General features: G+C 58.8%; 10 protein-coding genes, 1 pseudogene and 1 riboswitch. All 11 genes and pseudogenes read right to left on the minus strand.

Annotated elements, in window-relative coordinates; translation table 11 throughout:
* Positions 1-7: 7 nt before the first annotated feature.
* Positions 8-1,366: a vanadium-dependent haloperoxidase gene (locus tag ACOAP0_RS01015; RefSeq protein ID WP_498375974.1), complete on the minus strand. Its 1,359-nt coding sequence runs from the start codon at positions 1,364-1,366 to the stop codon at positions 8-10.
* Complete coding sequence (locus ACOAP0_RS01020) at positions 1,363-2,973, minus strand: CRTAC1 family protein (RefSeq protein WP_498375973.1); 1,611 nt, start codon at positions 2,971-2,973, stop codon at positions 1,363-1,365. Before ACOAP0_RS01020 ends, ACOAP0_RS01015 begins: the two co-directional genes overlap by 4 nt.
* Positions 2,974-3,017: 44 nt before the next feature.
* Entirely contained in the window at positions 3,018-4,148 is a 1,131-nt protein-coding gene (locus ACOAP0_RS01025) for an ROK family protein (RefSeq protein WP_498375971.1), read from the minus strand.
* Positions 4,149-4,189: 41 nt separating this feature from the next.
* On the minus strand, positions 4,190-4,993 hold the full coding sequence (locus tag ACOAP0_RS01030) for an ATP-binding cassette domain-containing protein (protein WP_498375970.1): 804 nt from the start codon (positions 4,991-4,993) through the stop codon (positions 4,190-4,192).
* 8 nt (positions 4,994-5,001) lie between these two features.
* Entirely contained in the window at positions 5,002-6,192 is a 1,191-nt protein-coding gene (locus ACOAP0_RS01035; RefSeq protein WP_498375969.1) for a sugar ABC transporter permease, read from the minus strand.
* A gap of 105 nt (positions 6,193-6,297) precedes the next feature.
* Entirely contained in the window at positions 6,298-7,317 is a 1,020-nt protein-coding gene (locus ACOAP0_RS01040; RefSeq protein WP_498391289.1) for a substrate-binding domain-containing protein, read from the minus strand.
* A 202-nt stretch (positions 7,318-7,519) separates the two neighbouring features.
* Positions 7,520-8,062: a histidine phosphatase family protein gene (locus tag ACOAP0_RS01045; protein WP_498375966.1), complete on the minus strand. Its 543-nt coding sequence runs from the start codon at positions 8,060-8,062 to the stop codon at positions 7,520-7,522.
* Positions 8,059-8,915, minus strand: a pseudogene (locus ACOAP0_RS01050) (adenosylcobinamide-GDP ribazoletransferase). The gene ACOAP0_RS01045 and the pseudogene ACOAP0_RS01050 overlap by 4 nt, the downstream one beginning before the upstream one ends.
* Positions 8,916-8,933: 18 nt before the next feature.
* A complete protein-coding gene (gene cobT / locus ACOAP0_RS01055) occupies positions 8,934-10,106 on the minus strand; it encodes a nicotinate-nucleotide--dimethylbenzimidazole phosphoribosyltransferase (RefSeq protein WP_498375964.1) in 1,173 nt (390 codons plus the stop codon).
* Positions 10,107-10,151: 45 nt separating this feature from the next.
* Positions 10,152-10,341, minus strand: a riboswitch (cobalamin riboswitch).
* A gap of 38 nt (positions 10,342-10,379) precedes the next feature.
* The gene (locus ACOAP0_RS01060) at positions 10,380-11,981 is read right to left on the minus strand and encodes a cobyric acid synthase (protein WP_498375963.1); all 1,602 of its coding nucleotides are present in this window, start codon (positions 11,979-11,981) and stop codon (positions 10,380-10,382) included.
* Positions 11,978-12,775: an alpha/beta hydrolase gene (locus tag ACOAP0_RS01065; RefSeq protein ID WP_498375962.1), complete on the minus strand. Its 798-nt coding sequence runs from the start codon at positions 12,773-12,775 to the stop codon at positions 11,978-11,980. Before ACOAP0_RS01065 ends, ACOAP0_RS01060 begins: the two co-directional genes overlap by 4 nt.
* Position 12,776 lies beyond the last annotated feature (1 nt).

Consider the following 12,776-nt stretch of genomic DNA (forward strand, 5'->3'; position numbering starts at 1 on the left):
TTCCGAATCAGCGCTTGAATTTCAATGCCAAAACCTTGTCTGCTGCACACTGGCCTTGCGGCTTTCCGCCATCGCTGGCGAAGCGATAGTGAATGCCGGCGTAAATGCGGGATGCGGCAGCTTCATCGGCCGCAGCCTTGAAGCTCTTGAAAGTTCGGGGCCCCCAGCCACGATCGTTATGGGTGTTATCGACAAAGGAGGTGTTGGCACCAAACTCTTTGCCCAGCACCGCGGCAGCCGCACTGCTTTGCACTGAGTGACCCGACGGATAGTCAGGAAACGGGGGTGTTGGCATCAAACTGGGAGTCCAATTGCTGTCGATGACCAGCTGCACATAAGTCACCGGACGCAGCACATTGAGCTTGTACTTCGTATTCCACGCTGCCACAAAGGCATCGGACATGGCCATATTCAGGCGGGCAAACACTTCTGCCGCAGAGCCCAAATCCGCCTTCTTTGCGCGAAGCAAATCGTTGGCAACATAAGCCCAATGGCCTGCGGGCGTGGGCGTCTTACCCGCGTCATCTGCCCAGTAAAGCGCGAACTGGCGCTGCTCTTGCGTGGCTGCGTTGCTGATCTGGTAGACCTCCATGCCATCCTTGTAGAACGCAGAGCCCGGTTCCTCAGAATAAGCGGGCGGCAAGGGTGCAGGGCAATCATCTGCTGTCTTCATCACAAAGGGGCGGTTCTTGCCCCAATAAGGCAATAGCGGCGCTGCAAAGGCTGGAGGTGTGGCAGACCATTTACCGGTTCCACTGGGCGGAACATAGTTCTGCTGATGCCTGCGGATTGGCCCCCAAGCTTCATGGCCGCCATCCGTACGTGCCCAAGTCATGATCGCCATGGCCATCAATTTGCCGAAAGTCTCGGACCGGTTGGTGATTTCCGCCGTAACGCTGTTGGGGTCAAAGTCCTGTGTGTATTTCAGGGGGAGGCTACGCTCCAGAGTGTCAATGCGCGCCTTGTTTTCGGCACTGGCGTTACTGAACATCATGCGAGTCATGGTGGCCATTGCTGCATTGGCTACCGTGGGCCAATGCAAAGGCTCATCAGGTTGCGCCCATGGCAGCGAGCTAAGCTCGTTGAGTTGACCGGCAAGACTCTGGTACCCGGGCATGCCCGGCACCACAGATTCGTAAAGAGTGAGACCCATGTAGCCGAGGGCCCGTGAAGCTACCGGCGGGCTAAAGCCGGGTGTTTGCTGGATGAGCTGAAAAGCTAGAAAGAACCAGTCGTACACCACCCCTGAGCTATAGGCATTAGCTGGTTTGGCCACCGCCACTTGGGCGGGCTGCGCCATGCTGAGAGGACTTAACAGGGTCGCAAAGGAAGCCGCAATGGCCAATGCGAGTGCTCGAATTTTCATTGTGCTTTCCAGGCTTGAACACCTGTCTCCCGGTTGACGACATAGAACGCATCAGATGCCACATTAGTCCATGGGCCCCAGTCTTCGTGTGGCCACTGCACGCGAACCTTCACATCTTTTGCGTTACCAAGGCCGAAGTGCATCCAACCGAGATGGCCGCTTGCATGGCCACCACCAATGGTGAGTTCCTGGCGTTCAATGCGGCCGCCCAAATCCACCTCCACCCAGGCGCCTATGGCGTCCCGGTTGCCACCGCCTTGCTGCAAACGAAGTTGCATCCAATGGCCCATGGACGCAGGTTTCTCTGCTGTTCCCGCACCTACGTGCCGCCACAGTTGTGCTTTGTCCTGGCGGTTCACCACCACCATATCGAGCAGACCGTCACCGTTCAAATCCGCCATCATGCCGCCCCGCCCGCGCTTGAAACTGGCGACACCCGCCTGCTGCCCCACCTCCGTGAAGTGCCCGTCAGGCTGCTGGAGCAGCAGGTTGTTGGGATCCAGAATGGCGAAGTCGGGCATCGATGAGACGTTGCCTTTGACAATAAAAAGGTCGGCCCAGCCATCATTGTTGGCGTCCGCAAACTGGGCATGCCAAGCTGTGCTGGGGTGAAAATCACCACCCACATAAGGACGGTGTGCCGTGATACCGCGCTTGTAGGCCTGATCGATATAGCTTGGTTTGCCGGGCCCTGCTTCCAGCTTCTGGAATTTGTTGTCCGCCATGCTGGTAATGAAGTATTCAGGGTAGCCATCACCATCAATGTCATGGCCAGCGATTCCCATACCCCAGACTTGGAGTTGCTTCCAACCGTCCTGCTCGGTGTACAGCTTTGCCGGTGCACCCGGTGCCACCTTCCACAATTGCTCTTGCCCGCCCTGGTAATACTCGCGGTCGTTAGATACCCTCAGACTCGCTTGTCCGCTGCGGTTCCAATCAGAGAACAACATGCTGAGTGCGCAGTAACCCGGTGCGAGTTTTTCGGGTGCACCATAGGACTTGCCGGTTTCGTCCGGCCGCATCAAGAAGCCGGGAGTGCAGGTACCCCATGGAAAATCTGGACGACTGCGGTCGTAGTAACTGCCAAAGGCCATGGTCGGCAAAGTCTGCCCTTTTTCCCAGGTAGCAGAAAACGCGGTGTGCCAATCATTGCTGGGCGGAATGTTCCAACGCGCGTTGGCATTCTCAAATTTGCATTGCCCCAAGCCCCGGAAAACCGCCAACTCGCCAACACGTAGAACCACCAGATCAACATTCCCGTCCGCATCAATGTCTATCGGGTAAGCACCGGTCGCATTGGTCAGCTCCATATTCGAGCGCTGCTCTTGCAACTTGATCGGTCCTCCGCGGGTGCTCTTGTTGCGATAGAACTTGGCTTTGTTCACACCGCCGGTGACATACATCTCGGGCAGGCCATCGTTATCGCAATCAAACACGGCAACACCACCGCCGACCATAAACTCATCCTGCCCTTCAAATCGGATCTGCAGGCCTGAAGTTTCTGTTTCCTCCACAAACTTGGGCGTTGCGGGCAACGCCCCTCCCTGCGCAAACGCTTGCTGCATCAAGGTCGCAACCAGCACGTACCCCATCTTTCTGAACATCATTACCGAGACTCCCTCATCAAATTTCCGAAAAGTTACGTGAATCATTACCCGGACACATGATTCGCTTCCTTCAAAAGCGGACGCAAAAACTGGTGCAAAACCATTGCAGCGGCCCCCACAGCGGCGGCATGCAAGCCATAGCGTGCAGGCCGCACTTCAGGCGCTTGCATCCCTGCAGACTGCGCGTAGGCGCATTGGATGTTGCGGGCAGCCTCCACGAGACCCGGATAATCGACTGTGGAGCGCCCGCCAACCACGATCACCCGTGGGTTGAACATGGCATCCAGGTTTTGCAGCATCATTCCAAGATACTGCGCGGCGTGTTCCAAGCTCGTTTGCTCTTTGAGAGCACGTGCACCCACAAAAGCCTCTGCACAACCCCGGCGCCCGCAGGAGCACAGCGGGCCGTTGACCTGCAAAATACTGTGTCCTATTTCACCGGCCGTACCCCTCGCACCGGTAAAAAGCCTGTCGTTAAGCACCACACCGGCACCCACACCGACATCGCAATTCAAAAAAATAAGCGGATCTTCATTGCCTCCGCCCCCGAATTCGTACTCACCCAGGGCAGCGGTATCGCCATCATTCTGTAAGTGAATATGGGCCGCTGGAATACCGAGTTTGCCGAACTCTTGCGCCACCATCTCCAAAAATGGCACATTGCGCCAACCGAGATTCGGCGCCAATCGGACAATGCCGCCAGCGTCATCGATAGCGCCGGGGAGACACACGCCTACACCGGACAACAACATCTGGTTGAGATCCAACTGTTTGGTAAGAACACGGAGAAGTTGAGTTGCCAGCTTGCAGGCACTGGCCGGCCGTGGGTCGTCCAGCACCGCTTCTTTGTGGCTGAGCACCTGTCCGGTCAGCGAAACGGAGACAATGCGCACGCAATCGACCGCGATCTCGATCCCCACCAACACGCGTTTGTTGGCATCGATATGGAGCGGGGTGGAAGGCCTGCCCATGCCCTGCCCCGCCACAGGCGCTTCAGGTTCGGTGAGCCAGTGTTCGTCCAGCAGTTCACGCACCAAACCGCTCACTGTGGACTTGGTCAAGCCGCTCAGAGTGGCCAAACGGGCCCTTGAAAGTCCGGGCTGGCTGCGGATCAGTCGCAGCAAAACACTGCGATTGATCCGCTTGAGCAACTGCAAATCACCCGTGGTTTTCATGCAATGTGCTCAACACTCAAGGAACAGCACAGAAAACCGGTTTACTGCGGATTGCGCTCACACTCCGATTTGCCTTCCGGCTTCTTGCCCAGAATGATCATGCCCAACACTTCATCTTCGGTCACGTCCTGGGTGCGGTAGGTACCCACCACCTTGCCGTTTTTCATGACAGCCAGACGGTCGCTCAGCGCAAACACGTCGTGCATGTCATGGCTGATCAGGAAAATGCCTACGCCTTCCGCTTTGAGCTGCTCAATGAGCTTGGCCACCATTGCCGTTTCCTCAGGGCCCAGAGCCGCTGTGGGTTCGTCCATGATGAGAATCTGGGCATTGAAGTAAATGGCTCGCGAAATCGCCACCACCTGACGTTGACCACCGGACAGGCGACGCACAGGCGTGTGGTAGTTCTTGAAGTTCTTGTTCAGGCGTTGAAAGACCTTGCGGGCATCGGCGTCCATCCGATGGTCGTCCAATGTCCTCCAGGGAGTGAGCAGCTCACGTCCGAGGAAAAGGTTGGCCACCGAATTCAGGTTGTCGGCCAGTGCCAAGGTCTGGTAGATGGATTCAATGCCGGCGGCCTGCGCGTCCGCAGGTGTGCGGATGTGGGCCTTGGTGCCGTTGATGATGACGTCGCCGCTATCGATGGGATACGCGCCGGCCAGCATCTTCATCAGGGTGGACTTGCCCGCACCGTTGTGACCCAGCACGGCCACAACTTCACCGGGGTAGAGGTTGATGCTCACGTTTTCCACCGCATGCACACCACCGAACGCCTTGTTGATGTTGCGCATTTCCACCAGGCATTTGCTGGTGTCCACGGCGGCTTTGGTTTTAGTAGTTTCCATGTTGGCGCTCACAGCACATCTCCCGTCCATTTGCGATAAGCCACATCAAAGACCACAGCTGCAATGAGCACCTGGCCGATGATCACATAGCGGGTACCGATGGACACATCCAGCAGCAACATGCCACTGTCAATACATTGCATGATCAGGGCACCCAACACGGAGCCCAGAATTGTCCCGCTACCGCCCGCCAGCGCTGTGCCGCCGATCACCGTTGCGGCAATCACCAGCAACTCAAGGTTGTTACCCAGGGAGTTGGTACCGGCATTCAGACGGGAAATCGCCACAATCGCGGCGATGGTTGTGAGCACCGCCAACAGCAGAAACAGCATCATGGTGACGCGCTTGACCGGAATACCCACCAAGGCTGCAGCATCAGGGTTGCCGCCCATGGCAAACACGTAACGGCCGAAGCGCGTACGGTGCACGATGAACGCCATGATCACGGCCACGGCACCCCAGATCAACACGGGGATGGGTACGCCCTGAGCGTCATCCTTGCCGGGGATTTGATATGCATTCATCACCGCAACGAATCCCATTACCAGAACGATGGGAATCAAAGACAGTGCGATGTCCAGACCCAAAGGGTTGGTCGGCACGTCATAACGCTGCTTGGAGCGGCGCTTGGCGAGCATGGACAAGAAAATGCACAAGGAAATCACGCCACCCAGAATCCAGCTGGCTGTGGTGCCTATGCCGCCATTGAAGCCACCACCGAGCTTCAGAAAGAAGGGATCGGACAATGGCTGGGTCTTGCCATCAGCCACCAGATAAGCTGCGCCGCGGAAGGACATCAAGCCCCCCAGGGTCACCACAAAAGACGGCACACCCACATAGGCCGTCAACAAGCCCTGGTAGACCGCAACGACTATGGCAGCCGCAAGTCCAGCCAAACAAGCTGTCGGCCAAGACCAATCCAAGGTGTACATCAAGAACGCAATGAGCACACCTACAAAGCCCATCACCGAACCCACGGAGAGGTCGATGTGACGGGCCACAATAATGAGCACCATGACGGTCGCAAGAATGCCGACCACCGCAGTCTGCTGTGCAATGTTGTAGAGGTTTTCGGCAGAGAAAAAGATACCGCCAGACAGAACATTAAAAACAACGGTGGTGACCACCAACACTGCGGTCATCAGCACCATGCGCCAATCGATGGCCGAATGCTTCAAGTTTTTTAGAGCTTGATTCATTGACTTCCCCAAACGAAACCGAAAACGGAGTTCTAAAACGACACCGCGGGCACCAAGCACAAGCCCGGCCCGCGGTGAATGGCTAACTAAAGTTAGAAGAAACGCTTACTTGCAAGCTGCCACTTTGGACACATCCACGCCCTTGCACAGAACGTCTTTCTTGATGTAGCCAGCCTTCAAGACCACATCCAGGTTGGCTTGGGTCACAGGGATAGGCTTCAGGAAGATGGACTTCAGAGTCACCTTCTTGGGGCCGCCAGCCCAGTCACCAGCACCGGTCACAGGCTTGCCGGAACCCAGCTCCACAGCAGCCTTGGCTGCAGCGGTACCGAGGTCAGCAGAGTTCTTCCACACGGACACAGTCTGGGTACCCAGAGCCACGCGGTTCAGAGCAGCGTGGTCGCCGTCTTGACCGGACACTGGAATACCTTGCAAGCCCTTGGCAGTCAAAGCAGCCACTACGCCACCGGCCATACCGTCGTTCTGAGCCACAACGGCGTCAACCTTGTTGCCGTTCTTGGTCAGGATCTGTTCCATGTTCTTCTGGGCGTTCTGTGGGTTCCAACCGGCAGTGAACTCTTCACCAACGATCTTCACGTCACCGCTCTTGATTGCGGCTTCCAGAACTTCGCCTTGGCCTTCACGCAGGAAGTTGGCGTTGTTGTCGCCTGGGTCACCCTTGATGATCGCGTAGTTGCCCTTTGGCTTGACAGCCAAAATCGCACGTGCAGTCATACGGCCCACTTCCTTGTTGTCGAAAGTGATGTAGGTGGTGCCGGGAGCTTCGAACAAACGGTCATAAGCGATCACTGGGATCTTCAGCTGGGCAGCCTTGTTCACGGCAGGCAGGATGGCGTCCTTGTCGCGGGCCAGAATGATCAGGACCTTGGCGCCCTTGGCGATCAAGCTGTCGATGTCAGTCAATTGCTTTTCGGTAGAGGAACCAGCGTCAGACATGATGTACTTGGCGCCGCTCTTGGCCAACTCGGCCTTGATAGCTGCTTCGTCAGTCTTCCAGCGTTCTTCCTGGTACGCGTCGAAGCTCACGCCGACGGTCAGCTGAGCAAAAGAGGAACCGGCTGCCATGGCCAGTGCCAAAGCGGTCAATTGACGTTGAAATTTCATGTATGTCTCCAGAATAATTACCCGGTATGGGCGTCTGTGTTGAATCAACTTTTTCCTACCGCCGCCCATGGACTGCATGAGTTAGTTCGGACAGTAGACGAAGTGTCCACCAGATTTCTTGCGTTCTACACTAGGGGAAATACCGAGAGCCGCACGAACATCGTTACAAGTTCATTAACGATTTTTTATCGTTAATAGACCCTTACAAACGCAACCAGGCTCCCGTGGGCACTTCTGGACCGACCCACTCGTGTGACTGAACAGGGCCCCGAAAGCCCCGCCGCAGGAGATCGCAGCCCCGTATCACACCGGCGTGCGTGATCCATACCTCATCCTGCTGACGTTGCAAGTGCTCCTTCCACGCCTCGGAAACTCCTGCCATGAACTCCGCCACGCTCTGCTTCCCGCCGAATCGATGGGCCCAGAAGTCCGCCGTCCATGCGTCCACCGCATCCTTGCCTATGTCGCTCCAGCGCTTGCCCTCCCAGTGGCCGAAGTCCATCTCTGCCAACCGGGCGTCGATCACTACTTCAGGCAAGTCTGCCCGCACACTGCGCAACGCCGCCGCCAACTCGCGACAGCGCACACGTGGCGAGCACCGCAAGGCAATGCCAAGCGGCAATTCCTGCGCAAGGGCGCTGGCGGCCACCTGTGTGGCGGCTGGCTCACTACCCAGCTCCAACGCGCCGTAACACAGGCCGGGCTCCGCCATGACCTTGGCGTGCCGGGCCAGCCACAGCGTCACGCAGGGCCCCCAAGCGCACAGGCCATTCCGAGGTAGAAGGCTATTTCGCACACCTGCTGTGTGGCACCCAGGCAGTCACCGGTGAAGCCCTGCAAACGCCGTGAAAACCAGCGGTACATCCAAAGCCATGCCACTGCTGCAGCCAACATGCCAACGAGCAATGCCCGGCGCCAGTCCGAGGGAGAGAATGGCATTGCTACCATTTCTATAGCTGCCGGCGCAGCAGCGGTGAGCGCCAAGGCCCCAAAACACCACACAGCAGCCACGAGCAAAGCGGTCAAAGAAATCTGGTCTGCCAGTGGTTTGGACTTGGACTGCGCGGTATCGCCCACATGCGGCAGCAGGCGGATGGTCAAAAGCGGCCACGTGCGCGACACCACATGCCCGGCGAACACCGCCCCCACCATCACACTCAGGCCCACAGAGCCCAAAAGCGCCAGCAAGGCCACTTTGCACAGCAGCGCCAGCATGACGGCAATGGCACCGAAGGCTCCGACGCGGGAGTCTTTCATGATGTCCAGAGCACGTTCCCGGTTCAGGCTGCCGCCGAGTCCATCTGCCACATCGGCCAAACCATCTTCATGGAAGGCGCCGGTCATCACCACGCTCAAGACCGTACCCAAGGCAGCCGCCACCAGAGGTGAATAAGGGCTGGGCGGCAGCAGGGCCCACAAGCCCCAGGTGAGCAGCGCTACCGCCCCCCCCCCACCAGCCAGCCCACGCCGGGGAAGTGCGCCGCACTGGCGCGCAGCATAGCCGGGCTGAAGCCCACCCAATCCGCCAAGCGACCGGTCACCGGCACACGGCTGAAAAACTGCAGAGCCAGCAAGTAATGGCGAATGAAACTGCGCATTGTTGTGAAATGCAGAGTTCAGACCACCGCCACGTGGCCGTCTGCCTTTTCAGACACGCCCGCCGTAGCAAAGCTCGCCATGTCGCGCAAGATGGCGCAGGCAGACTGCAGCAGCGGCCAGGCCAGCGCCGCACCAGAGCCTTCGCCCAAGCGCAAGCCCAAATCCAGCAGCACCTGCACGCCCAGGTGTTGCAGCATGAACTCATGACCGCGCTCCCCGGAGCGATGCGCAAACACGCAACGTTGCAAGACCAATGGCTGCAAGGCATGCGCCACCACGATGGCGCTGGTGGCAATAAAGCCGTCCACCACAATCACCCGCCGCTCATGGGCCGCCTGCAACACGGCGCCCACCATGGTGGCGATTTCAAAGCCACCGAACGCCGCCAACGCATCTAGGGGCGCTTTCGCACCGGCATGCAAGGACAGCACCTCGCGCAGCACATCGGTTTTGCGCTGGACCGCCGGAGCATCCAAGCCAGTACCGGCTCCGGTACACACCGCGATGTCCAAGCCGCCCAAGCGCGACAGCAACATGGAAGCGGCCGATGTGTTGCCTATGCCCATCTCTCCCAACAGCAAAGCATTACCTGGCAAGCCCCTTACGAGTTCCATGCCATGTTGCAAGGCTTGGTCACGCTGGGCAGCCGTCATTGCGGGCTGCGCAGAAGAATCCGCAGTACCCCGCTCTGCACCGGGCGCCTTGCGCACCTGCAAGCCGGCCCTCGTAGCACCCGCGGGTAAGCCAGCCAGAAAGTCGTGCTTCACACCGCAATCCACCACCGTCAAGGCAATGCCATTCTGTTTGGAGAGCACGCTCACTGCCGCGCCACCGGCCAGAAAGTTCTCTACCATCTGCCAGGTCACATCACTCGGAAATGCCGAAATGCCGCGAGCCGTGAGCCCATGATCACCCGCAAACACCACCATTTGCGGATGCTCCAGCGCCGGTGCAGTGCTACCAAGAATTTGGCCGATTTTGAGCGCCGCATCTTCCAGGCGCCCGAGTGAACCCAGCGGTTTGGTTTTGTTATTGAGCGTGTCTTGTAGCGCTTGCGTCAATGCCGGATCGGCAATATCGGCCAGGACAGTCCGCCCCAGAGCAAGGTCCCAAGCGGCTGCGGTGTCGTTTTGAGTTTCGGTAGATTGGGCGTGCGGGCCCGATGCGGCGTGCGCCGACGATGAATTCATGGCATTCCCCTGTGCTGAATCAAAGAAGCACAGCCCGGCCTTGCTGTGCATGAACAACATCAGGCCGGTCTTCTGGCTTGGAATCACCTGACCCGACGCGCCCTCCCGGCCTTGGCAGCCAGTGGCATTGAGCGCGAGTCATCATCCTTACAGCGTTGGGCACGCGACGGATTTGCACCGTCTTCCCGATTCTCCCCAAACCGTGGCAAGGGGCACCTGAAGGCATCGATGATAGCAGTGCTCTAGTGAACAACCGCACCTCACAAGGCTCTGCTAACGCGCCACCATTGCGTCCAACACGCCCGCGTCAAAGTGGTTCCCGATGTAGTCCGCCAAACCATCAAACACCTTGTCCAAAGTAGGCACATCACCCCGCAAACGCGCACCGAACAAGGCCTGCAAGACAGCGGCATCTTCCAATATGCCGTGCAAATAAACGCCCATCACGTTGCCGGCGGCATTGCACCAGCCGAGGTCGTCGGGCAAGACGGCTTGAGCCAAGTTGCCTGCCACAGCCATAGCTACATGCTGGGCCGTTAGGCCATGGTGAATTTCATAGCCGGACACAGGCACGCCAGCGAGTGAAGCCCAAGGAGAAGCTGTTCCGGCATCACCTCTGCCAACAACCGAGCCGGAGGGGGCATGGCCGGGGGCCGATTTCTGCGCGTTTGGCAGCATGAGGCCCCCGGCCATGCCTCCTTCGGCTTGCGCCTGCCAAGAAGAAGTAAATCGCGTGGATGTATGCCGAACCGTCTTGTCCTCCGCAAACACCGTCACCAGCGGCAACAAGCCCAGTCCGGGCGCATTGCCATCGATTCCGTGCGGGTCAATCAACGCCTCGCCCAACATCTGCAAACCACCACAAACCCCCAACACCGCCCCACCCCGCTCCGCATGCTGCGCCACCGCAGCATCCAGCCCCTGTTCCCGCAACCATGCCAAGTCACCGCAGGTGTGCTTGGACCCGGGCAGGATGATCCAGTCGCCAGGTTTCAAGCCCGCCAACTCGCTGGGGCTTCGCACCCACTGCAACCTGAGCCCCGGAATATTCTTGAGCGGCTGGAACTCGTCCAGATTGCTGATACGCGGGTAGGCAATCACCGCCACAGTCAGATTGACCGAACCGCGCGCCACACTGCGGTCGTCAAACACGCCGTCTTCCTCCGGCAGGCCGTGCTGCCACCACATGGGTAGCACGGCCACCGTAGGTACGCCAGTCATTTCCTGCAGCATCTCAGGGGCCGGCGACAACAGCGAAGCATCACCGCGGAACTTGTTGAGTACAAAGCCCTTGATCAAGGCCCGCTCATCCTCGGGCAGCAAGGCCCAGGTGCCATAGAGGTGCGCAAACGCACCACCGCGGTCGATGTCGGTCACCAGCAAGCAGGCTGCGTTGCAATGCTTGGCCACCCGCATATTCACAATGTCACTGCTGGAGAGGTTGATCTCGGCGGGTGAGCCCGCTCCCTCGATCACCACCACATCGTTTTCAGCGCGCAGTTCGTCCAATGCCGCCGCGATCTGGGGCCACACCTTGAGGCTGCGACCGCGCCATGGCAAGGCCGTGAGTTCGGGGCTTACCTGCCCCATCAACACCACCTGGCTGTGAGTGTCGCGCTCAGGCTTCAACAGCAGGGGGTTCATGCGCACATCGGGAACTGCGTTCGCGGCGAGTGATTGGAAGTACTGGGCTGAACCTATCTCACCCTGCCCATTCTCAGACGCAACCACTCTTGCGTTATTGCTCATGTTCTGCGCTTTAAAAGGCGCCACTTTGAGTCCTTGCCGCGCGTAGTAGCGGCATAGCGCCGTCGTCAGCCAGCTTTTGCCAGCGCCACTGGTGGTGCCCAGCACCATGATGCATTGGGCAGTCATGGCAGCGCCCTCACCCATTCCAACACTTGCGTGGCTGCCACCTCCGGCGTGCCCATGTGGTCTGCGTCCACCACGAGGTACTTGCTGGCAGGGTGTGCTGGCGCTTTCTCGAATGCGTAGGAGGGGCCGCCGGAATACAGCGGGTCCTTGGTGCCGATCACCCAGATAAAGGGCACTGCTTTCTTGAACCTGGACGCGCTCAAGGGCATGTGCCCCAAGCCTTCAGGGTCAAAGTAGCTCAGCAGCACATCCGCCCGCATGCGCACGGGGCGCGACTTGCCCTGGTTAAGGTCTTCCATGTCCAGCATGTCAGCGCCCTTGCCCTCAAGCACCATCTGGCGCGCTTGATCCACAGACGCCTTGCCGATACCCCGGCCATAGGTGAAAGCCGGCGAATGCCCTGGTGCCAAGGCAATCACCCCATCCGCATCGCCTTGGGTCGCCATGTAGGCCAAGGCCGCATTCGCCCCAAAACTGTGTCCTGCCAACAGCACCCGCGCGTAGCCCTTGTCGCGCAGCGCTTTGACTTGGGCTGCGATCTCGGAGATGGCGACGGGATACGGTTGGTCGTAATTGCGTCTGCGGGACCAGGGCATTTCGATGCTCTGCGTGTCGCAGGCGGGCTCCATCTGCCGGCCGAAACCAGCGAGGTTGTTCGGGTGGCCCCACTTACCATGCATCAGCAATATGGCGCAGGGCTTGGGCTGGGCGATGGCGGCGGGCGCCCACAGTGCCAGGCCCTTTAAGGCCAAAGCAAGCATCCACACTCGCCGGCTACTTGAAGAATGTCGCATG

It is taken from the genome of Curvibacter sp. Hmag1.1, from assembly GCF_059769165.1.

Excerpts from the sequence above, each read along its gene's own strand:
- ACOAP0_RS01015 (WP_498375974.1), bottom strand. The coding sequence starts at position 1,366 with ATGAAAATTCGAGCACTCGCATTGGCCATTGCGGCTTCCTTTGCGACC.
- ACOAP0_RS01020 (WP_498375973.1), bottom strand. The coding sequence starts at position 2,973 with ATGATGTTCAGAAAGATGGGGTACGTGCTGGTTGCGACCTTGATGCAG.
- ACOAP0_RS01025 (WP_498375971.1), bottom strand. The coding sequence starts at position 4,148 with ATGAAAACCACGGGTGATTTGCAGTTGCTCAAGCGGATCAATCGCAGT.
- ACOAP0_RS01030 (WP_498375970.1), bottom strand. The coding sequence starts at position 4,993 with ATGGAAACTACTAAAACCAAAGCCGCCGTGGACACCAGCAAATGCCTG.
- ACOAP0_RS01035 (WP_498375969.1), bottom strand. The coding sequence starts at position 6,192 with ATGAATCAAGCTCTAAAAAACTTGAAGCATTCGGCCATCGATTGGCGC.
- ACOAP0_RS01040 (WP_498391289.1), bottom strand. The coding sequence starts at position 7,317 with ATGAAATTTCAACGTCAATTGACCGCTTTGGCACTGGCCATGGCAGCC.
- cobT (WP_498375964.1), bottom strand. The coding sequence starts at position 10,106 with ATGAATTCATCGTCGGCGCACGCCGCATCGGGCCCGCACGCCCAATCT.
- ACOAP0_RS01060 (WP_498375963.1), bottom strand. The coding sequence starts at position 11,981 with ATGACTGCCCAATGCATCATGGTGCTGGGCACCACCAGTGGCGCTGGC.
- ACOAP0_RS01065 (WP_498375962.1), bottom strand. The coding sequence starts at position 12,775 with ATGCGACATTCTTCAAGTAGCCGGCGAGTGTGGATGCTTGCTTTGGCC.